Source organism: Hydrogenophaga sp. UC242_50 (assembly GCF_042697355.1).
GTDB lineage: Bacteria > Pseudomonadota > Gammaproteobacteria > Burkholderiales > Burkholderiaceae_C > Hydrogenophaga.
Genome location: NZ_CP170553.1, coordinates 2,858,821 through 2,880,201, shown reverse-complemented (window position 1 = coordinate 2,880,201; position 21,381 = coordinate 2,858,821). Strand labels below are relative to the sequence as shown.

Annotated in this window: 15 protein-coding genes and 5 pseudogenes; 10 read left to right on the top strand and 10 right to left on the bottom strand. The window is 69.6% G+C overall.

What is annotated here, in order from left to right; translation table 11 throughout:
- Position 1 precedes the first annotated feature (1 nt).
- Together ACFJGX_RS14815 and ACFJGX_RS14810 are read left to right on the top strand one after the other, a co-directional pair.
- Positions 2-1,188 (top strand): annotated as a pseudogene (locus ACFJGX_RS14815) (dihydrodipicolinate synthase family protein).
- Positions 1,189-1,191: 3 nt separating this feature from the next.
- Positions 1,192-2,069, top strand: a pseudogene (locus tag ACFJGX_RS14810) (sugar phosphate isomerase/epimerase family protein).
- Positions 2,070-2,118: 49 nt separating this feature from the next.
- Here the strand turns inward: ACFJGX_RS14810 and ACFJGX_RS14805 are convergent.
- The gene (locus ACFJGX_RS14805; RefSeq protein ID WP_382320369.1) at positions 2,119-2,391 is read right to left on the bottom strand and encodes a hypothetical protein; all 273 of its coding nucleotides are present in this window, start codon (positions 2,389-2,391) and stop codon (positions 2,119-2,121) included.
- A 136-nt stretch (positions 2,392-2,527) separates the two neighbouring features.
- A complete protein-coding gene (locus ACFJGX_RS14800; RefSeq protein WP_382326461.1) occupies positions 2,528-3,331 on the bottom strand; it encodes a hypothetical protein in 804 nt (267 codons plus the stop codon).
- Between ACFJGX_RS14800 and ACFJGX_RS14795 the strand changes: the two genes are divergently transcribed.
- Positions 3,291-4,787 carry a heavy metal translocating P-type ATPase gene (locus tag ACFJGX_RS14795; RefSeq protein WP_382320374.1) on the top strand — a complete coding sequence of 499 codons (1,497 nt, stop codon included), beginning with the start codon at positions 3,291-3,293 and terminating at the stop codon, positions 4,785-4,787. The two genes, ACFJGX_RS14800 and ACFJGX_RS14795, sit on opposite strands and share 41 nt — an antisense overlap.
- 1 nt (position 4,788) lies before the next feature.
- Here the strand turns inward: ACFJGX_RS14795 and ACFJGX_RS14790 are convergent, their stop codons facing one another.
- On the bottom strand, positions 4,789-5,754 hold the full coding sequence (locus tag ACFJGX_RS14790) for a diiron oxygenase (RefSeq protein ID WP_382320376.1): 966 nt from the start codon (positions 5,752-5,754) through the stop codon (positions 4,789-4,791).
- A 132-nt stretch (positions 5,755-5,886) separates the two neighbouring features.
- Here ACFJGX_RS14790 and ACFJGX_RS14785 point away from each other — a divergent pair, with 132 nt between their 5' ends.
- From ACFJGX_RS14785 to ACFJGX_RS14775, 3 genes are all read left to right on the top strand, one after another.
- Positions 5,887-6,501, top strand: coding sequence for a LuxR C-terminal-related transcriptional regulator (locus tag ACFJGX_RS14785; protein ID WP_382320378.1), 615 nt, complete (start codon positions 5,887-5,889; stop codon positions 6,499-6,501).
- Positions 6,502-7,746 carry a sensor histidine kinase gene (locus ACFJGX_RS14780; RefSeq protein WP_382326459.1) on the top strand — a complete coding sequence of 415 codons (1,245 nt, stop codon included), beginning with the start codon at positions 6,502-6,504 and terminating at the stop codon, positions 7,744-7,746.
- Between the two features lie 96 nt (positions 7,747-7,842).
- On the top strand, positions 7,843-8,295 hold the full coding sequence (locus tag ACFJGX_RS14775) for a response regulator (protein WP_382326457.1): 453 nt from the start codon (positions 7,843-7,845) through the stop codon (positions 8,293-8,295).
- An 8-nt stretch (positions 8,296-8,303) separates the two neighbouring features.
- On the opposite strand, the gene ACFJGX_RS14770 is transcribed toward ACFJGX_RS14775, so the two are convergent.
- Positions 8,304-8,615 carry a hypothetical protein gene (locus ACFJGX_RS14770; protein WP_382320382.1) on the bottom strand — a complete coding sequence of 104 codons (312 nt, stop codon included), beginning with the start codon at positions 8,613-8,615 and terminating at the stop codon, positions 8,304-8,306.
- A gap of 196 nt (positions 8,616-8,811) precedes the next feature.
- Here ACFJGX_RS14770 and ACFJGX_RS14765 point away from each other — a divergent pair.
- Both ACFJGX_RS14765 and ACFJGX_RS14760 read left to right on the top strand, forming a co-directional pair.
- Positions 8,812-9,114: pseudogene (locus ACFJGX_RS14765) on the top strand (hypothetical protein); the annotation flags it as partial.
- Between the two features lie 112 nt (positions 9,115-9,226).
- The gene (locus ACFJGX_RS14760) at positions 9,227-10,705 is read left to right on the top strand and encodes a hypothetical protein (RefSeq protein ID WP_382326455.1); all 1,479 of its coding nucleotides are present in this window, start codon (positions 9,227-9,229) and stop codon (positions 10,703-10,705) included.
- 13 nt (positions 10,706-10,718) lie between these two features.
- Here the strand turns inward: ACFJGX_RS14760 and ACFJGX_RS14755 are convergent, their stop codons facing one another.
- Positions 10,719-13,253, bottom strand: coding sequence for a DUF1631 family protein (locus tag ACFJGX_RS14755; protein ID WP_382326453.1), 2,535 nt, complete (start codon positions 13,251-13,253; stop codon positions 10,719-10,721).
- Positions 13,254-13,398: 145 nt separating this feature from the next.
- Entirely contained in the window at positions 13,399-14,643 is a 1,245-nt protein-coding gene (locus ACFJGX_RS14750; protein WP_382320386.1) for an MFS transporter, read from the bottom strand.
- Positions 14,644-14,726: 83 nt separating this feature from the next.
- Here ACFJGX_RS14750 and ACFJGX_RS14745 point away from each other — a divergent pair, with 83 nt between their 5' ends.
- Together ACFJGX_RS14745 and ACFJGX_RS14740 are read left to right on the top strand one after the other, a co-directional pair.
- On the top strand, positions 14,727-15,563 hold the full coding sequence (locus tag ACFJGX_RS14745; protein WP_382156990.1) for an AraC family transcriptional regulator: 837 nt from the start codon (positions 14,727-14,729) through the stop codon (positions 15,561-15,563).
- 109 nt (positions 15,564-15,672) lie between these two features.
- The gene (locus tag ACFJGX_RS14740) at positions 15,673-15,927 is read left to right on the top strand and encodes a hypothetical protein (protein WP_382326451.1); all 255 of its coding nucleotides are present in this window, start codon (positions 15,673-15,675) and stop codon (positions 15,925-15,927) included.
- Position 15,928: 1 nt separating this feature from the next.
- Here ACFJGX_RS14740 and ACFJGX_RS14735 read toward each other — a convergent pair.
- From ACFJGX_RS14735 to ACFJGX_RS14720, 4 genes and pseudogenes are all read right to left on the bottom strand, one after another.
- Positions 15,929-17,352: pseudogene (locus ACFJGX_RS14735) on the bottom strand (coniferyl aldehyde dehydrogenase).
- A 78-nt stretch (positions 17,353-17,430) separates the two neighbouring features.
- Positions 17,431-20,048, bottom strand: a pseudogene (gene clpB, locus ACFJGX_RS14730) (ATP-dependent chaperone ClpB).
- Between the two features lie 99 nt (positions 20,049-20,147).
- Positions 20,148-20,906: a GNAT family N-acetyltransferase gene (locus tag ACFJGX_RS14725; protein WP_382320389.1), complete on the bottom strand. Its 759-nt coding sequence runs from the start codon at positions 20,904-20,906 to the stop codon at positions 20,148-20,150.
- Between the two features lies 1 nt (position 20,907).
- Positions 20,908-21,381, bottom strand: coding sequence for a molybdenum cofactor biosynthesis protein MoaE (locus ACFJGX_RS14720; protein WP_382320391.1), 474 nt, complete (start codon positions 21,379-21,381; stop codon positions 20,908-20,910).

The window sequence follows — 21,381 nt, the reverse complement described above, 5'->3', positions numbered from 1 at the left end:
CATGGCACTCTCTCTGCAACTGCCCGACGCCTCGGGCAAGGTCGAGGCCTACACCCTGCGCGGCACCACCCCGGTGAAGCCCGCGCCGGGCGTGAAGTTCAACCGCATCGCCTACTCCGCCGCCCACGTGGTGGCCGACCCGCTCGCCGCCATCGATCCCTGGCTGCAGTGCGCGGTGGACTGGGACGCGACCATCGCCTACCGCCAGCGTCTCTGGTCGCTCGGCCTGGGCGTGGCCGAGGCCATGGACACCGCGCAGCGCGGCATGGGCCTGGACTGGCCCACCTCGCTGGAGCTGATCCGCCGCTCGCTCGACGCCGCCAAGGACGTGCCCGGCGCGCTGGTGGCCTCGGGCTGCGGCACCGACCACCTCGTGCTGGAGAACGTGAAGACGGTCGATGAAGTCATCGCCGGCTACGAAGAGCAGATGGCCGCCATCGAGAAGCTCGGCGGCAAGCTGATCGTGATGGCCAGCCGCGCCCTGGCGCGCGTCGCCAAAGCCCGGCCGACTACGAGCGCGTGTACGACCGCATCCTGAGCCAGGCCAAGCAGCCCGTGGTGCTGCACTGGCTGGGCGACATGTTCGACCCCGCGCTCAAGGGCTACTGGGGCGACAACGACCCCGACAAGGCCATGGACACCGCGCTGGCCGTGATCGCCGCGCACCCGGACAAGGTGGACGGCATCAAGATCTCCCTGCTCGACAAGGACAAGGAAGTCGCGATGCGCCGCCGCCTGCCCCCGGGCGTGCGCATGTACACCGGCGACGACTTCAACTACGCCGAGCTCATCGCCGGTGACGGCTTCGGCGCCGAGAAGACGCACGGCCAGAGCGACGCGCTGCTGGGCATCTTCGACGCCATCGCCCCCGCCGCCAGCGCCGCGCTGGGCGAACTCGCGCAAGGCAACCTGCAGAAGTTCCACGACATCCTCGGCCCCACGGTGCCGCTGTCGCGCCACATCTTCGCCGCGCCCACGCGCTTCTACAAGACCGGTGTGGTCTTCATGGCCTGGCTCAACGGCCACCAGTCGCACTTCACCATGGTCGGTGGCCAGCAGAGCACGCGCTCGCTGCAGCACTTCGCCGAGCTGTTCCGCCTGGCCGATGCGGCCAACCTGCTGGAGCAGCCCGAGCTGGCCGTGCGCCGCATGGGCACGCTGCTGGCCCTGCATGGCGTGGAGGCCTGATCGATGCGCGACTTCTCCCATGACCACCGCTGGCTCTCGCTCAACACCGCCACGGTGCGCAAGAGCCGGGGGCAGGACCTGCCGCTCGATCAGATCCTGGACGCCTGCGCGCGCCACGGCATCCCGGCCATCTCACCGTGGCGGGACCAGGTCGCCGCCGTCGGGCTGAAAACCATCTCGGCCCAGGTGAAGTCGCTCGGCCTGAAGCTCTCGGGCTACTGCCGGGGCGGCATGTTCCCGGCGGTGGACGCCGCCGGGCTGCAGGCTGCGCGCGACGACAACCGCCGCGCGGTGGACGAGGCCTGTGAACTGAACGCACCTTGCCTGGTGCTGGTGGTCGGCGCCTTGCCCGGCGCGCTGGCTGGTCAAGCCGCGCACAAGGACATCGGCCGCTCGCGCCAACAGGTGAGCGAAGGCATTGCCGAGCTGCTCGAGTACGCCAAGGCCAACGGCATGCCGCTGGCATCGAGCCCCTGCACCCCATGTACGCGGCCGACCGCGCCTGCATCAACACCATGGAGCAGGCGCTGGACGTGTGCGACGCGCTCGACCCGGGCCAGACCGGCGCGATCGGCGTGGCGGTGGACGTGTACCACGTGTGGTGGGACCCCAAGCTGCAGGCGCAGATCGAACGCGCGGGCAAGAACCGCCTGCTGGCTTTCCACGTGTGCGACTGGCTCACGCCCACCACCGACCTGCTCAACGACCGGGGCATGATGGGCGACGGCGTGATCGACATCCCGCGCATCCGGGGCTGGGTGGAAGCGCAGGGCTTCGCCGGCTTCAGCGAGGTGGAGATCTTCTCCACCGGCAACTGGTGGAAGCGCGATCACGACGAGGTCTTGAAGACCTGCATCGAGAGGCACCGCAGCGCGGTGTGACGAAACAAGGGCCCGCATGTCGGGCCCTTGTTTTTTGGACGGCGAGGTTTCAGCGCAGGGTGGAGGCCTCGGTGCTTGCCGTCAGCACGGCGGCCACGGGCCGGCTCCGACGCTCGGCCTCGTCGGCCAGGATCAGCGAGCCTGTGGTGCGCTGTTGCAGGCGGCGCTGTTCGCCACGCTGCGTGACGTCGTTCAACACCGAGACAAACCACATGAGCAACAAGCCGGCGGCCGCAAACAGCAGCCAGATCAGCGCGTTGGAGAAGAAACCGAACCAGGAGTCGTCACGGTTGCCGGGCAGGTAGGCGGCGTTGCGGTTCATGGAAGTCTCCTCGATGCGTTGTTGGCTTGAACGCATGATCCCAGCGGCGGCCAGCCCGGCCTGTCGGCACAACCCGCCGCCCGCTGTAGGAGCCAGCCGACAAGGGCAGGCTTGACCCTCAAGCGGCTCCAGGGTTTCAAATCAGCCCATGAGCGACAAAACCCTGACACCGAGCCCCGCCGAATCCACCGTGCTGCACGTGCCCAGCATGTGTTGCGCGGCCGAGTTCAACCTGGTGGAAAAGGAACTGCGGCGCGTGGACGGCGTGCACGACGTGGCGCCCGACTTCATCCGCCGATCGGTGCGCATCCAGCACAACGCGATTCCCGAGCCCGAGCTGCTGGCGGCGGCAGCCCGCTCGGGCTTCGAGGTGCGCCCGGGCCGAGCGGCGCCCCAGGGCAAGGGCCTGGCGTCGATCGGCATCCGCACGGTGGATGCGGCGCCCCCCGCGCCCACCAGCCATGCGGCGCATGACCACGACCATGAACACGACCACAAGGACGGCCATGACCACGAGGAAGGGCCTCGCCACACGCACGCCAACGACACCTCGCCCTGGAAGCTCGCCGTGGGTGGCGTGCTGGCGCTGGCGGCGGAGGTGGTGGCGCTGGCCTATGGCGATGCCTCGTTCGGGGCGGTAGCCTTCGCGCTGGGCGCCATTGCCCTGGCTGGTCTGGACACCTACCGCAAGGGCCTCGTCGCCCTGCGCCGCTTCAACCTGAACATCAACGCCCTGATGACGGTGGCGGTCACGGGCGCCGCCATCCTGGGCCAGTGGCCCGAAGCGGCGATGGTCATGGTGCTGTTCGCCATCGCGGAAATGATCGAAGAGAAATCGCTGGACCGCGCGCGCCGCGCCATCGAAGGCCTGATGGCGATGGCGCCCGAGATGCGCAGCGGTGCAGCAGGGCTCGGCCTGGCAGGAGGTGCCGGCGGCCACGGTGGCGCTGGGGGCGACCGTTCGCGTGCGCCCGGGGGAACGCATCGCGCTCGACGGCACCGTCACCTCCGGCTCCTCGGCGGTGGACCAGGCCGCCATCACGGGCGAGAGCGTGCCGGTGGACAAGCAGGCCGGCGACAAGCTGTTCGCCGGCACCATCAACCAGAACGGCGAGTTGCTCTACCAGGTGACGGCCAAGGCCGACGACTCGACGTTGGCCCGCATCATCCGCGCGGTGCAGGAGGCCCAGGCCAGCCGCGCGCCGACCCAGCGTTTCGTGGACACCTTCGCGCGCTATTACACGCCGGCCGTGTTCGCGGTGGCCATCGCCATCGCGGTGCTACCGCCGCTGCTGACGGGCGCGGACTGGCTCACCTGGGTCTACCGGGCGCTGGTGCTGCTGGTCATCGCCTGCCCCTGCGCGCTGGTGCTGTCCACGCCGATCTCCGTCGTGTCCGGGCTGACCGCCGCCGCCCGGCGCGGCATCCTGGTCAAGGGCGGCCTGTACCTGGAGCAAGGCCACCGGCTGAAGGTGCTGGCCCTGGACAAGACCGGCACGCTGACGCAGGGCCGACCGGTGGTGATCGACGTGCAGGCGCTGCAGGGCAGCGAAGACGAGGTGCTGGCGCTGGCGGTGTCGCTGTCCGGGCGCAGCGACCACCCGGTGTCCAAGGCGATTGCCGCGCGCGGCACCGGCACCCTGCGGGAGGTCACCGGTTTCCAGGCGCTGCAGGGACGCGGCATCGAAGGCAGCATCGCGAACGAGCGCTACCGCCTGGGCAACCACCGCCTGGTCGAAGAATCGGCAGCGTGTTCGCCCGAGCTGGAGGCGAAGCTGGACGCGCTGGAGGCGCAGGGCAAGACGGCGGTGGTGCTGGTGCGCGGCAAGGTGCCCATCGCCATCTTCGCGATCGCCGACCAGGTGCGCCCGGAAAGCGTGGAGGCCGTCGCGCAGCTGAAGCAACTGGGCGTTCGCCCGGTGATGTTGACCGGCGACAACCGGCACACGGCCGAGGCGATCGCGCGGCAGGTCGGCATCGAGGACGTGCGCAGCGAGCTGCTGCCGCAAGACAAGCTCAAGGCGATTCAGGAACTCTCGGCCGGCGACACGGTGGTGGGCATGGTGGGCGACGGCATCAACGACGCACCGGCGCTCGCCCAGGCCCACATCGGCTTTGCCATGGGCGCCGCGGGGACCGACACCGCGATCGAGACGGCCGACGTGGCCCTGATGGACGACGACCCGCGCAAGCTCGCCGAGTTCATCGACCTGTCCCGCGCCACCAAGGCCGTGCTGTGGCAGAACATCACCCTCGCCCTGGGCATCAAGGTGGTGTTCCTGAGCCTCGCGGTGGTGGGTGAGGCCACGCTGTGGATGGCGGTGTTCGCCGACATGGGCGGCAGCCTGCTCGTGGTGTTCAACGGCCTGCGGCTGCTGCGCCACCGCCGGCGCTGATTCAGTAGGCGCGGTCGCGGTCCAGCAGGCCGCGCTGGACGAAGAGCGCGCGCAGCGCGTCGTGTTTGAAGACACCGCAGCGCTCCAGCACCTGGAGCGTGTTGCCGCAGCGGCTGCGCATGTGCGCGTGGCGCAGGCCCTTGCCACTCACCTTGCTCAGCACGCGTTCGGTGGCGGCGGCATCCAGGCCGGCATCGCCCAGCAGGCGGCGATGGAAGCCGTCGTCCCAGGTGTGGAAGGCCGCGATGACGTCGGGCAGCAGGCGGCCGAAGAAGGCCTGGCTGTTGCCGTCCAGCCGGGGCCAGATCCGCTCGAACAGGTGGGCGAAGTACTTCGCATGCACCCACTCGTCTTCCAGGTGCGCGAGCAGCATGCCCTGCACCGCCGTGTGCGCCGTGCCGCGCATGACGTCGACGATGGCCTTGGTGATCATGGTCTCGCCGACGAAGCCGACCATGAACCAGGCCAGGTCGCGCCGCTGCGCCGGCACCTGGGCCGCCAGCGCCTCGATGGCCGAGATCTTCAGGCTGGGTTCGTCGCGCGCCTCCAGCGCGAACACCTCGCGGATGGCGCGGCTCGCGTGGGCCGTGAAGTAGGCGTGGTAGCCCTCATCGGTGTACAGCTTCAACGCGTCGAGCGCGAGCGCTTCGGGCACGAAGGCGCGCAGGCGGTTTTCCGCGATGACCTGAGCCGCCACGTTGACGATGCGGTGCTCGGTGAGCGCCATGTCGTCCAGGAAATGCACCAGCCGCGCGGCGCACAGGCGGTTGCGCCGGGCCATGTCGAGGTGGCGCAGCGCCGGGTGCGACATGAGTTCGTCGGTCTGACCGAAGACGAACCACTGCACGCTGCTGAACTCGCCCGCGCTGCCGGACAGATCGAAGTCGGTCAATGAGGACTTGGCGCGCACCGAGGCGGTGGCGATCCAGTCCTTGAAGGGCGAGTCGGCTTCCTTTCTGGCGCGCATCCGGGTTCTTCCGCATTCGATTGAGGGGTTCTCGAGTATGTCAAGAATCCGTGGCGATATTCCCTAAAGGCGGTGACCTGCCCCTTAGGGCAGTGCCCAAAAGTGCATGGCGGGCCCAGAATCGACACGCCCATGAACCTGCTTCTCATCGATGACCACCCGATGTTCGGCGTCGGGTTCGTTCACGCCCTCACCCACCTGCGCCCAGGCATCGACGCCCGGGCGGTGCTGCACCTGGAACACGGGCTGGCGCTGGCCCGGCAATGGCCCGGGCTGAACGTGGTGCTGATCGACTACCGGCTGGCGGGCGACGATGGGCTGGCCGGCTTGCGGCGCTTCGGCACGCAACACCCGCTGGTCGCGCGCGTGCTGATCTCGGGCCAGGAAGACCGGCACCTGCTGGCGCAGGCGCGCACGGCCGGCGCCGCGGGCTTTCTGGGCAAGTCGTTGCCGATCGCCGAGATCCTCGCCGCGCTGGAGAAGATCGTCGGCGGTGGCGAACATTTTCTCCCGACGGCATCCACCAGCCAGGTGCCCGCGAATACCACCACCACCCCAGGGCCGACGGCACGCCAGCTCGAGGTGCTGCTGCTGATCGCGCGGGGCCAGCAGAACAAGCAGATTGCGCACGAACTGGGCATTGCCGAGCGCACCGTGAAGCTGCACGTCACCGCGCTGCTGGATGCGCTGGGCGCGCGCAACCGCACGCACCTGCTGGTGCTGGCACGCGACTCGGGCCTCATCTGAATGGACCTCCCCACCAGCGCCCCGGGCCCGACCGCGCTGGAGGTGGACCAGATCAACCGGCTGGTGCGCACCACTCCTGCGGTGTGGTTCCTGAGCACGCTGGGCGCGTTGATCTGCTACCTGCAGTTCGCCGACTCGCAGACCGATTCGCGCCTTGACTGGTGGCTGGCTGCCTTCTGCGCGGTGAGCACGCAGAGGCTGGTGGCGTCCCTGTTCGTGTACCGCGTGCCGCGCTCGGTCCGCCTGATCCGCTGGTGGCTGAGCAGCACGCTGGTGCATGCCGCGCTGTGGGGCCTGCTGAGCGTGGTCCTGCTGACCCCGGGGCCGCCCCAGGCGGAGTCCATCCTGCACATCACACTGGTGGCAATCGCCATGGGCGGCTCGGTGCGCCTGCCCGGCTTCCGCCTCACGCTGATCGCCCATGTGGGCCTGGTGCTCGGCCCACTGATCCTGCGCGACCTGTGGACGGCCAACCCGTACCACGCGGTGCTGGCGTTCCTGGTGTTCCTGATCGGGGTGTACGCCCTGGTCAGCGGTCGCAACCAGTCGCTGGCCCTGCGCGAGATTCACGTCCAGCGCCAGCGCAACGAGGAACTGATCGTCGCATTGCAAAGAGAGAACGAACGCAGCGAAACCGCGCGCGGCGTGGCCGAAGAGGCGAACGCGGCGCGCACCCGTTTCTTCGCGGCCGCCAACCACGACCTGCGCCAGCCCCTGCACGCCATGCGCCTGCTGTCGCAGACGCTGCTGGAACAGGGCCACAAGGTGGACGTGGCAGCGGTGTCCACCCACCTGGTCGAGTGCGTGGAGGGCATGGCGGAGGTGATCGACGACCTGCTGGAGATCACGCGGCTCGACGTGGGCCACATGGCGCCGCACTGGTCGAGTTTTCCGCTGGACGATCTGGTGCGGGAGTGCTGCCGGCCCCACGAACCGCTGGCGCTGGCCAAGGGCCTGCGGCTGGACATCGATGTGGGCCGACTCGCAGTGCACAGCGACCGCGCCCTGCTGGCCCGCGTGCTGAGCAACCTGGTCTCCAACGCCATCCGCTACACCGAGCGCGGCGCCGTGCGGGTGGCCTGCGCCCTGACAAGCGACGAAAGCCACGTCTGGCTCGATGTGGAAGACACCGGCATCGGCATCGATGAAGAGGACCTGCCGCGCATCTTCGAGGAGTTCTACCAGGTGGGCAACCCGGCCCGCGACCGCCACCTGGGCCTGGGACTGGGCCTGCGCAGCCCGTGAAGCGCCTGAGCGACCTGCTGTCGCTGGATGTGTCGGTGCTGCGCTCGGCGCCCGGCCAGGGCAGCGTGTTTTCCCTGAAGCTGCGGCGCGTCGCGCATGGACGAAGTCACGATGAGCGCCACGGCCCATCCCGAGCCGGGCGCCCAAGAGGCTTTGCTGCCCGGCCACCGCGTGCTGGTGATCGAGGACGACGCCGATGCGCGCGCCGCGCTCACGGGCCTGTTGCGCTCGTGGGGTTGCGACGTGCGTTCGGCGGCGGATGCGGCCACCAGCCTGAGCCACATTCGGACGGGGTTCCGGCCCGATGCCCTGGTGGTGGACCTGCGCCTGCCCGACGGTGCCAGCGGCATCGACGCCTTGCGCGACGTGCGCGCGCTGCTGGGTGACGAGGTGCCCGCCGTGATGGTGACGGGCGACGCCGGAAGCCCCCACATGCGGCGGGCTCAGGACGTCGGCCTGACGGTGATGGTCAAGCCGGTGCGGCCGGTGCAGCTGCGCGCGTTCCTGGGCCTGGTGTTCGCCAGGGAGCAGGCGCCGCAGCCCGACTGAGGAAGGGCTCAGCGCAACAGGGGGTTGCGCGCGGGCGGCGCGCCCTTGCGGCTGCACACCGCCTCGGACACCGAGCGCCCCAGCACGTTGAAGGACCCGCCGACGAAGCAGCCGTATTCCTGGCCGCTCTTGGTGCGCACGGCGTAGCGGGTGGTGGTGCCCTCGTCGACGCGGTTGCTCACGGTGAACGCGTTTCGCTCCAGGCCGAGCGCAAAGGCGGTGCGGTCGACGATGGCCTCGTCGGTCACGGCCATCGATGCGCAACCGGCGGTGAGCAGCAGCGCGGCAAGGGTGGGTACCCAGAGTCTGGGTGAGTGCATGGGTTCTCCTGTCCTGAAAGAGTGAGGTGGTGACGGCAAGGTCTGCCGCGAACCCATGCTAGGCAGGACCTCCCCGGCGGGGAACAGCACCTTCGGGCAGGTGATGCGCGCGCGCATCGCCCTGCCCGATGGTGCTATGGAGCCGCGCGCCCTTCGTTCCTAGCATCCGCCCCATGTACAACCATGGAGCACATGAATGAAATGGCAAGGAACGATCGCACGGCTGTCCGTGCTGGCGGCGGTGGCCGCCGTGCTGGGCGCCTGTGGAGGCTCGAACAACAGCAGTGGAAGTGGTGGCAACAGCCCCGCTCCCGCTCCGGACACCAGCAGGCTGGAGGTGACCGTGGTGGGCAGCGGCAACATCAGCTCACTGCCCACCGGGCTGGACTGCAACGACGCCTGCGGCGCACCCTTTGCGACCGGCAGCGCGGTGACGCTGACGGCCACACCGGCGGCGGGGCAGCAACTGGCGAGCTGGAGCGGCGCCTGCAGCGGCGCGGCGCTGACCTGCACCGTGTCGATGGACCAGGCGCGCTCGGCCACGGCCACCTTCGTGGCGCACCACGGCCACGCGCTTCGACCTGTCGGTCACGCGCACCGGCAGCGGCGATGTGACTTCGTCACCGGCGGGCATCAGCTGCGGCAGCAGCTGCGAGGCCCAGTTCAACGCCGGCACCCTGGTCACGCTGACGGCCAGCCCCGCGTCGGGCCAGGTGTTCGATGGCTGGAGCGGCGCCTGCCGCAACCAGGCCCTGAGCTGCGACGTGACGATGAGCGCGGCGCGAGCCGTGGCGGCCGCCTTCAAGGCAGCGCCCAGCCAGGCGGGCTGGGGTGAGCTGGTGAACCTGGCGGGCGCGGGCGCGGCGACGCCGGTGGTGGCGATCGACGACGCGGGCCGGGCCACCGCCGTGTGGCGCCAGCTGAACCCGGGCACCACCGAGCACCACGTCTGGAGCAGCCGCTCGGTCTCGGGAGGCACCTGGTCCACGCCCGAGCGGCTGGAGAGCAACACCGGCAACGTGAGCGAACTGCGCTTGTCGGTGGACGCGGCCACGGGGCGCGGCATGCTGCTGTGGATCCAGGCCGGCCCCACGGTGGACCTGCATGCGAGGCCGCTGGACCCCACCACCGGCTGGGGCGCCGCCGCGGTGGTGGACAGTGGCGCGGGCATGGTCGGCGTGAGCAGCGTGGGCACGGACCACAGCGGCAACGCGGTGGCGGTCTGGTCGCAGATCGGCCCGGCGACGCGCTTCAGCATCCACGCCAACCGCTACACGCCCGGCGGCGGCTGGGGTTCGCCGCAGCTGATCGAGACCAACGAGGTGGTCGGCAGCGTGGACGGTGACCCCGTGGTGGCGGTGACGCCCGCCGGCGACGCACTGACCGTGTGGAAGCGCTCCGGCGGCGGCGGTGACCTCTGGGGCAACCGCTTCACCGTGGGCGCGGGCTGGGGAACCGCTGCCGCCATCGTGACCGACGCGGGCGCCTTCCAGACCCTGGGCCGGCACGACCTCGCGCTCGATGCCGGTGGCAACGGCCTGCTGGCCTGGGGCCAGCTCGACATCGCGGGCGGCACCGGCAACAACGCCATCTGGTTCAAACGCTTCAATGCCGGCGCCTGGCAACCGGCGGTGGGCACCGTGGCACCAGCCGTGCCCAACACGCAAGGCTTCGTCAGCACGCCGGTGCTGCGCATGAACGCGGCGGGCACGGCGGTGGTGGTCTGGGGCGATGCCGACCAATCGCTGAACGCGGCGGCGGCCGCCCCGCAGGCGGTGGCCTTCAGCGGCCCGACCACGCTGCGCAGCGCCAACGGTGGCACCTGGGACAGCCTGCCGGTGGTGGGCGTGGACAGCGCGGACCGCGCGATGGTCGCCTGGGTCGATCCCGTGGGCAGCAACGTCACGGTGTCGCGCCTGACGCCGGGCAGCGGCTGGTCCACGGCGGAGGTGGTGGAAACCTACACCGACCCGTCGTACACCCCGGCCCTGGCGATGAACGGGCAAGGCCACGCGGTGCTCGGATGGGCGCAGCTCTTCTCCGCCACCGGCACGCAGATCGTGGTGCGCCGCTGGAACGCGGGGCCGTGAACGGCGACGGCCGTCAGGCCGCGGCCGACTCCGCCGACCTCGATGAGGCGGCGGGGTCGGCCTTTTTCATGGCCTGCAGCGCCTTCTGCACCACACCCTGCTGCGTATTGACCGGGCGCAACAGGCGGCTGGCGATCAGGCGTTCGCAGCTGCGCTTGGTCATCGAATGCGGCCGGCCTCCCCGGCTCACGAACATGAACAGCGTGCCCTTGCTGCTGGCCCAGATGAGTTGGGCGCGCAGCCACTCGCGGTGGGAATACAGGTCCACCCAGTCGCCTTCGTGCAGGCCCACCAGCGTAGCGGCGGCGTTGATGTCTTCCAGTTCGCCCTCTTCGGCCAGGGCCGCGGCCTGCGAATCGTCCTCGCTGGCGCGGGCCTGCACCTGGGTTTCGATGAGGTCGCCGTAATCGGTCGGCATGGTGTCCTCGAAACCGGCGGCCTCCAGCTCGCGCTTGCCCAGCCAGGGCTGCGCGCGCGGCTTCGGCTTGCGCTGCTCGGGCGTGGCGGGCAGGGTTTCGTCGAGGTCCATGGACATGGAGGAAGGCACCTCCTCCAGGGGCATCGCGCCGGAGTTCTCCATCGGCGGCAGGCCGGAGTGGCTCGCGTCGGCGCGGATGCGCGCGCGGCGCAGGCCCAGCACCGGCTGGTGCAGGCGCATCAGCGCATCGAAAAAGGGCTTGGTTTCCTCGCGCGTCTTGCCCAGCATGTCCAGCCCCGCGTGCAGCGTGGCGAGCATGCCCGGCACCATGGCGAACAACTCCTTGGGCCGCTTGAGCGTGACCTCCTTCTTCACGCTCCACAGCAGGTTGGACACCACCTTGCGGTAGCCGCCGGGGTCGGCCTCGTCCGGCTCGTTGAGCTTGGCCGAGGCGATCACCAACGACCAGGGGCCGTAGAGGAAATCGAGGATCACGCCGGGCGCGTTGTCCACGTCGGGCCGCTGGCTCAGGTCCCAGGCGATCTGGTCCGCCATGGCCTGCCGCTCTTCGGCATAGCGGATGGACTGCAGGCTGTTGTCCTGCAGCGCGAGTTCCTTCTGGTCCTGCGCTTCCCAGCCCTGCCGCAGCTCGGTGAGCACGTCGGCGAACGGCTGGGGGTCGCGGGTGGCGGTGGCATTGAGCTCGTTGAACGCGCTCTGCACCGGCTGGAAGAAGCTGTCGAATTCGGGCGCGAACTCGTCGTTGAACTTGAAGCTGCGCTGCGCCACGCTCTCGATCAGGCGCCGCGCGGGGTGTTCGTCTTCGTTGAAGAAGCGCGGGTTTGCCATGGCCAGGCGCAACAGCGCCGGCTCCAGCGCCACCACCGATTCGCGCACCGGCCCCAGAAGCAAGGGATCGCTCGCCACCTGGCTGACCAGCGTGCGCACCAGGTCCAGGCCCACGGCCTGGCTGACGCGCTGCGCTTTCTGCTTGAGGTGCATGAGCACGCGCGAGCGCTCGTGCGCGGCGGCGTAGGTGCCCCAGGCCTTGTGGCTGAGCTGGCTGGAGATGCCGATCTCGCGCGCCGGCCGGTCCACCACCGGCAGGTCGCGGTACTGCGTCTGCTGCTCCAGGATCATGGACTCGTCGAGCACCGGGATCGCGGCAAACGCCTCGATGGCGGCGAGCTCTTCGCTCACCTGCTCGTAGTAGTCCGGGGTCAGGTGGCGGTCGAAGTGTTTGCCGCCCTGCTTCAGGAAGTCATGGAAGACCTGGTGGTCTTCACCCGGCTGCATGCGCGCCAGCGTCTGCATGGACGGCAGTGGATCGGCACTGGCCCAGCCCGGCGCGTGGTGGCCGCTGCCCCCGGTGTCGCCGGCGTCCTGCCACTGGCTGCTGGGCGGGACGCCCAGCCCGGCCGCGCGGGACGACGTGCCCAGGTTGCCCGAGCGGGTGGACAGGCCGCCGGATCGGGTGGACGCGCCCGACTCTTCCACCAGCCGCACGCGGTAGCCGGCTTCCTGCACGTTGGCGCGCTGCAGGATCAGCGCCACGCGCTCGTAGAGTTTCTGCAGCTCGCGGGCCAGCGCGTCGCCCATGTGCCGCAACCACAGGGCGCGCACCTCGGGCTCGGACTCGGCCGAGGCCATGAGCTCGCGCAGCGCCCGCACGAAGACCGAGGGCCGCATGGGGTTGCGCTCGGCCTGCACCGTCTGCAGGCCGATCACCGAACTCATCAGGGCATCGAGCACGCCGAGTTGCTGCTCCACCACCGGCATGAGGCTGTGCACCAGCCGGGCCGATTCGAGCGACTCGTTGACCGCGTCGTCCTCCACCAGCGACAGCAGGGAGGACTCGGACAGCAGGGCCGGGCGCGAGCTGTTCATCTCGGGCGAGGCCATCAGGGCATCGCGCAGGTGCTGCGAGAAGCTGCGTCCCCACTGGATCTTGTTCTGCAACAGACCCCACCAGGCCAGAGCGAGGCGGTCGCGCTGGGCGACTTCCTTGGAGGCTTTTTCCGCGGCCTGCAGGCTGGCGATGGCCGAGTCGGCGCAGCGCGCCAGCATGTCGGGCGCGCCAGAGAGTGCTTCCTGAAAGCACTGCTGCAGCAAACGGGAGGGCGCCGTCATGGGCGGTGTGCGGGAATCGGCCGGGTGGGTATATGTATCAAGATGCTTTTATACCCGCTGGCAAGGCCCACCGCGTGAAGGGCGGCAAATATTCGGCAGCCGGGCGCAACACCAGCATCGGCGGCGCCCGGGTGGCCGGCCGGCTTCAGGCCGGCGCCAAAACGGTGCGCCGCACCCGGCGCACGTTGAAAGCGCTCGCGATGAGCACCGCCTGCACCACCGCCAGGCCGATCAGCACGCCCTGGAACTGGCCGTGGTCCATGAGCACGCCGAAGATCAGCGGCGAGATGGCCTGGCCGATGTCCAGCCCGGAATACACCACGCCGTACACACGGCCGGTGGCGTTGTCGGGCGTGGACTTCTTCACCAGCAGGTCGCGCGAAGGGCCCGCGATGCCGGCCGAGAAGCCCATGGCGCCGAACAGCACCGGCACCACCGCCGCCGGCACATGGGCAAAGGCCAGCACCAGCGCGATGACCGCCGCCAGGCCAAAGCCCACGCCCACCACGCGCTCGCAGCGCGCCGGATCGGACGCGAGGAAGCCACCCAGCACCATGCCGCCGGCCGCGCAGACCATGTAGATCGTCAGGCACACCGCCACCAGCGCGAGCGGCACGCCGTGCAGCTGGCGCGCGGCTTCGGGCGCGAAAGCCTGCACCACGCTGAGCGCCATGGCATAGAAAAAGAAGAAACCGAAACACATCCACACCGCCGGAATGCGCAGGAAAGCCGTGGAGCTTTCCGTGGCCGCGTGGGCCGGTCCCTGAACCGGCTTGGGCGCGGCCGGCAGGCTGAGGCGCTCGCGGTTGAACCACAGCACGGCCAGCACCGCGAAGGCCAGCACACCCGCGCTGGCCAGGGCCGCGCGCCAGGAGAAGGCCAGCGCGATCGGCACCATCATGGCCGGCGCCAGCGCCCAGCCCAGGCTGCCGGTGATGCCGTGCACGCTGTAGGCGTGCCCCAGGCGGGGCGCGCTCACCTTGCGGTTGAGCAGGGTGTAGTCCACCGGGTGGAACACCCCGTTGCCGATGCCGGCCACGATGGCGAAGAAGGCCATCATCCAGTAGCCGGTGCTGGCCGCGAACCCGAAAGCCGCCACGCCCAGCAGCGCCAGGCCGGCGAACAGCACCGGGCGGGGACCGAGGCGGTCCACCACGAAACCCGAGGCGGTCTGCACCGCGCACGAGGTGACGAAGAAGATGGTCATCAGGAAACCCAGTTCCGCGTAACTGGCGTTGAACGCGTCCTTGAGCCAGGGGAACAGCGGCGCGAGCAGCAGCTGGCTGAAATGGCTGACCATGTGGGCCAGGCCCACCAGCCCGATGAGGCTGGCGTCCTGCCGCAGGGCCACGGGCGGCGGCAGGGATGAGGTGGTGCTGGAGGAAGACATGGCGTGATCGTAGATCGGCCCGACTTCGCCGAATCGCGACGATCTGTCAGAATTCGTTGAAAGTCCGCCAACGCACCAAAACGATGCCTCAGCGCCCTCGCCCCGGCCCCACGCTCCTCGGAGACACCGATCCCTTCACGCCCGACGCGGCCCGCCCGGTGCGCGTGCGCGCCCGCGACCTGAGCGCGGACACCCACTTCGAACCGCACCGCCACCCCTGGGGGCAGTTGGCCTACTGCGCCACGGGCATCGTGCAGGCGATGGCCTCTCCCGACGACCCGAGCCTGCAGGCGGTGACCTACATCGTGCCGCCCTCGCGCGCGGTGTGGATTCCGCCCGGCATGCGCCACGCCGTCACGGTGCGCGAGGCCGCCGAGCTGCGCACGCTCTACATCCACGCGGGCGCCGCGCCCGCCGGCTGGACGGCCTGCCGCATGATCGTCGTCTCCCCCCTGTTGCGCGAGCTGATCCAGGCCATGGACGCGGCCACGCGGCGAGCGGCCGAACCGGCGCGCGACCGCCTGCTGACCGATCTGGTGCTCGACGAGCTGGCGCACGCCGACACCCAGACCCTGGGCGTGCCGCTGCCGCGCGACAAGCGGCTGCGCGCCCTGTGCGAGGCGGTGCTGCGCGCGCCCGGCGAACGCGCCACGCTGGCCGAGTGGGCGGCCGACACCGGCGCGAGCGAACGCACCGTGGCGCGGCTGTTCCGCGAAGAACTGGGCACCACCTACCAGCAGTGGCGGCAGCAGGCGGTGCTGGCACACGCCTTGCCTATGCTCGCCCGGGGCATGCCCATCGGTCAGGTGGCGGCGGCCACGGGTTACGCCAGCGACAGTGCGTTCAGCGCGATGTTCAAGGCGGCCATGGGCCATCCGCCAACGCGCTGGGGCTTGCGGGCCGACGGCCAGCAACGCTGAAGGAGACTCGGCGCGGCCGTCTTTCCGCCCTTCAAGGAGCTGTCATATCTGACAGGCAGCATGGGACATGCTCGGGCCAGAATGGTGCCGAGATTCGGGGAGTAAAAAGATGGAATGCAACAACCAACGCTACGTGAAGACATCCCGCGCCTGGGATGCCCTCACTTGGCCCGACCGACTGGGCCGCCAGACACACACCGTCCTGTTGCTGGCCAACGGCAGGCGCAGCGAGCAGGAACTGGTGGGCCTGCTGGGCAACGATGTGAAAGAACTTCTGCAGCGTTTGCAGCAAGAAGGTTTGCTGCAGTGCGCCACGACCGGGGCCACGGCGGAGACCGACGACGACGCGGTGGCGGGCGCCTGACTCAGAGCCAGCGCTTGAGCAACCCCATCACACGCTGGAACCGCGCCCCATACGGCGGGTAGAACAGCCAGCCCATCGCCCAACGCGACTGCACCAGCACCGGCTTCTGCTGCGTGAAGCGCAGGAAGCCGGCCTCGCCGTGGTACGAGCCCCAGCCGCTTTCGCCCACGCCACCAAAAGGCAGGCCTTCGTGCGCGATGTGCATCAGCGTGTCGTTCACGGTCACACCACCGCTGACCGTGCGGTTCAGCAACCTGTCTCGCGCGGCGGTGTCGCTGCCGAACCAGTACAGCGCCAGCGGTCGGGGTCGCAGGTTGATGAAGGCGATGGCGTCGTCGATGCCGTCGTAGGCCACCACCGGCAGGATGGGGCCGAAGATTTCTTCGCCCATCAGGCGCAGGCCCGGCGCCGCATCGAACACCAGCACGGGGTTCATCTGGCGCGCACCGCCGCTGGTGCCACCGGGTGGCGCCACATTCACCACGCGCGCGCCGCCTGCCTGGGCTTCGTCCAGCAGCGCGACCAGGCGCGCCTGGTGCCGCTCGCTCACGATGGCGGCGTAGTCGGGGTTGCCCGCGATGCTGGGGAACAGGCGCGCCACGGCGGCGGTGTAGGCGCGTTCGAACTCGGCCTCCCGGTCGCGCGGCAGCAGCACGTAGTCGGGCGCGATGCAGGTCTGGCCGGCGTTGAGCAGCTTGCCGTGCGCGATCTTGACGGCCGCATCGTTCAGGTCGCACGAGGCATCGATCACGCAGGGTGACTTGCCGCCCAGCTCCAGCGTGGTGGGCGTGAGGTTGGCCGCCGCGGCCGCCGCCACCTGGCGGCCGACCTGGGTGGAGCCGGTGAAGAACAGGTGGTCGAACGGCAGGCGGGAGAAGTCCTGCGCCACGTCCGGCCCGCCCAGCACCACGCTGAACTCGTCGGCCGCGAAAGCCTGCTGCACCAGCGTTGCGCATGAGGGCCGAGGTGTGGGGCGTGAGTTCGCTGGGCTTGAGCATCACGCGGTTGCCGGCCGCCAGCGCCGTGGCGGCCGGGCCGAACGTGAGTTGCAGCGGGTAGTTCCAGGGACCGATGACGCCGACCACGCCCAGGGGCTGGCGCTGGATGTGGGCCCGCGCGGGCTGCAGGTACAGCGGCGTGCGCAGCGCGCTGCGGCTTCATCCAGCCGGGCAGGTGCTTGTGCAGCTGGGCCATGCCCGCGCGCAGCACGAACAGGTCCGCCGCCTCGGTGAGCTGCGGCGAGCGCACGCCGAAGTCGGCCTCCACTGCCTCGGCCAGGGCCGGCGCGTGGCTGTCGATCAGGGCACGCAGTCGGGCCAGCCGGTCGCGCCGCAATGCCAGTGGCACGTCCACCTGGGCGCGGCTGGCGTTGTACTGCGCGTCGAACAGCGCCCGCAGAGGCAGGGAGGGAGGGATCTGGGTCATGGGTTTCATGATAGGCCGCCCCTCCCGTCAAGGGTAGAGCCCCTCCCCCATCCACGACGGACGGAGGAGCCCCCTGCCTCAGGCCTGCACGACGCCGTCGCCGAACTCGAACACGCCGGGGTTCTGCACCGGGTCCACGTCCACCGGAATGGACGACTTCGGTGGGTAGCGCCCTTCGAGCAGGAACTTCGAGAGCGGGTTCTCGATGCGCTGCTGGATCGCGCGCTTGAGCGGGCGCGCGCCGAAGACCGGATCGAAGCCGACCTTGGCCAGCTCGGCCAGGGCCGCCGGCGAGACATCCAGGTGCAGGTCCATCCTGGCCAGGCGCGCTTCGAGCACCTTGAGCTGGATCGCGGCGATCGATTCGATGTGCTTCGCGTCGAGCGCATGGAACACCACCGTCTCGTCGATGCGGTTGAGGAACTCGGGCCGGAAGTGGTTCTTGAGTTCGTCCCAGACCGCTTCCTTCACCTCGTCGTACGGCGCGCCGACCATGGCCTGGATCATGTGCGAGCCGATGTTGCTCGTCATGACGATCACGGTGTTCTTGAAGTCCACGGTGCGGCCCTGGCGATCGGTCAGGCGGCCGTCGTCGAGCACCTGCAGCAGCACGTTGAACACGTCGGGGTGGGCCTTCTCGACCTCGTCGAGCAGCACCACGCTGTAAGGCTTGCGGCGCACGGCTTCGGTGAGGTAACCGCCCTCCTCGTAACCCACGTAGCCGGGTGGCGCGCCGATCAGGCGCGCGACCGAGTGCTTCTCCATGAACTCGCTCATGTCGATGCGGATGAGGTGGTCTTCGCTGTCAAACAGGAAACCGGCCAGCGCCTTGCACAGCTCGGTCTTGCCCACGCCCGTGGGGCCGAGGAACAGGAAGGAGCCGGTCGGGCGGTTCGGGTCGGACAGGCCCGAGCGCGAACGGCGGATGGCGTTGGCGACGGCACCGATGGCCTCGTCCTGGCCGACCACGCGCTCGTGCAGCTTGCCTTCCATCAGCAACAGCTTGTCGCGCTCGCCCTGCATGAGCTTGGACACCGGAATGCCGGTGGCGCGCGCCACGACCTCGGCGATCTCTTCGGCGCCGACCTGCGTGCGCAGCAGCTGTGGGCGACCCTTGCCGTCCTTGTTCAGCGCCTTGCCCGACTCGACGGCCTGCGCGTCCTTCAGGCGCTTTTCCAGCTCGGGCAGCTTGCCGTACTGCAGCTCGGCGACCTTGTTGAAATCGCCCTTGTCGGTGAAGGTCTTGATCTGCGAGCGGATGCGATCCATCTCTTCCATCACGTCCTTGGAGCCGAGCGCGGCGGCCTTCTCGGCCTTCCAGATCTCGTCGTAGTCGGAGATCTCTTTTCCAGCCGCGCGATCTCTTCCTCGATCAGGCCAAAGCGCTTCTGCGAGGCCTCGTCCTTCTCGCGGCGCACGGCTTCGCGCTCGATCTGCAGCTGGATCAGGCGGCGGTCGAGCCGGTCCATCACCTCGGGCTTGGAGTCGAGTTCGATCTTGATCTTGGACGCGGCCTCATCGATCAGGTCGATCGCCTTGTCGGGCAGGAAACGGTCGGTGATGTAGCGGTGGCTGAGTTCGGCCGCGGCCACGATGGCCGGGTCGGTGATCTGCACGCCGTGGTGCACTTCGTACTTCTCCTGCAGGCCGCGCAGGATGGCGATGGTCGCCTCCACGCTGGGCTCGCCCACGAGGATCTTCTGGAAGCGGCGCTCCAGCGCGGCGTCCTTCTCGATGTATTTGCGGTATTCATCAAGCGTGGTGGCGCCCACGCAATGCAGTTCGCCACGCGCCAGGGCCGGCTTGAGCATGTTGCCCGCGTCCATCGCGCCTTCGGCCTTGCCCGCGCCCACCATGGTGTGCAGCTCGTCGATGAAGACGATGGTCTGGCCCTCGTCCTTGGCCAGTTCGTTGAGCACGGTCTTGAGGCGCTCCTCGAACTCGCCGCGGAACTTGGCGCCGGCCAGCAGCGCGGCCATGTCCAGGCTCAGCACGCGCTTGCCCTTGAGCGAGTCGGGCACTTCACCGGCCACGATGCGCTGCGCCAGGCCTTCGACGATGGCGGTCTTGCCCACGCCGGGTTCGCCGATGAGCACGGGGTTGTTCTTGGTGCGGCGCTGCAGCACCTGGATGGCGCGGCGGATCTCGTCGTCGCGGCCGATCACCGGGTCGAGCTTGCCCAGGCGGGCGCGCTCGGTGAGGTCCAGCGTGTATTTCTTGAGGGCTTCGCGCTGGCCTTCGGCCTCGGGGCTGTCCATCTTCTGCCCGCCGCGCACGGCGGTGATGGCCGCTTCCAGGCTCTTGCGGTTCAGGCCGTTTTCATTGGCGATGCGGGCGAGTTCGCCTTTGCTGTCGGCCACGGCGAGCAGGAAGAGCTCGCTGGCGATGAACTGGTCACCGCGCTTGATTGCCTCCTTTTCGGTGGCCTGCAGCAGCTTGGCCAGCTCGGGGCCGACCTGCACCTGGTCCTGCCCCTGCACTTCGGGCAGGCGCTGGACCGCCGCTTCCGCGGCCTTGGCCAGGCCCGGCACGTTCACGCCCGCGCGCTGCAACAGCGACTGCGGGCCGTCGGCCTGGCGCAGCAAGGCCAGCAACAGGTGGGCGGGTTCGATGTAGGCGTTGTCGGCGCCCAGGGCCAGGGTTTGCGCTTCGCCGAGGGCTTCCTGGAACTTGGTGGTGAGTTTGTCGAGACGCATGAAAAGGCTCTCCGTGAATTCAGAACTGCATCACACATGGCGCTGATCCCCGGGTTTTCAAGGCGCGGCACCCGCTGCCGCCACCCGGGTTGACGCCGATCAAACCGACGCAGGGTCGGGCCGTCGCCAGTAAGCGTAAGCCCAGGCCGTGGAAAAGCCCAGCCTCTGGTAGAGCGCGAGCGCCGGTGCGTTGCTGGCGTCGACCTGCAGGAAGGCTTGCGGAATGCCGCGTTGCGCGGCCTCCTGCGCCATCGCGCGCAGCAAGCGCCCAGCCAGGCCGCGGCCGCGCTGCGCGGCCGCGGTGCGCATGCCGTGCACCCCCAGCCAGCCGTGGCCGAACGAGGCCGCGCCACAGGCCAGCGTGTGGCCGTTCTCGCGCAGGCTGGCATACCGCGTGCCCGTGGCGCGGCTCAGCGAGCGGGCACGGCTGGCCCCATCCACCGGGTCCAGGCCCTCGCCCAGGAACATGGCCATCCAGGCCGCGTCGGGCACATCGGCCAGGACAGCGGCCGGATCGGCCTCGACGTTCAGCAGCGCCTCGATCGGGGCGGTCTGCGTCAGCGTGGGCTGCCGGCGCACGAAACCCTGCTGCCGCAAGGCCTGCTGGAAAGGCTCGAACGCGGGCAGGTCCGGCAGGCGGAGCGCGGGGGTGAAGCCACGGGCCTCGTACCGCGCCAGGATCGAGGCCAGCAAGCCAAGGTCGGGCGCTGCATGGTGCAGGGGCACGGCGCTGCGCGCGCGGCCCACGGTGCCGCTGTCCATGGGCAACAACCAGCCGGGCAAGGCCTCCACCACCTCCGGCGCCACCGCCTGCAGCGTGGCGCGTTCGATGGCTTCGACGTCGGCGGCGCGGGTCATGTCAACCGTTGCGCGCCTCGATGCCCCAGCGCGCGAGCGCCGCGTCGTCGCTCACGCGGGCGTCGACCCAGCGCGCGCCCTCGGGCGTCTGTTCCTTCTTCCAGAACGGCGCCTGGGTCTTGAGGTAGTCCATGAGGAACTCGCAGGCCTGGAAGCTTTCGCCCCGGTGCGCGGAGGTCACGGTCACCAGCACGATCTGGTCCAGCGGCTGCAGCAGGCCCACGCGGTGGATCACGCGCGCGCCGTACAGATCGAAACGCTGGAAGGCCTCATCGATCATGGCCTCGATCGATTTTTCGGTCATGCCTGGGTAGTGCTCCAGCTCCATCGTGCTCACGCTCTGGCCGTCGTTGCGGTCCCGCACGGTGCCGATGAAGCTGCAGACGGCGCCCACGCGCGCGTCCTGCAGGCGCAGTTGAGCGACCTCGGTGCTGAGGTCGAAGTCTTCCGTCTGGATGCGGACGCGGGGCGCCAT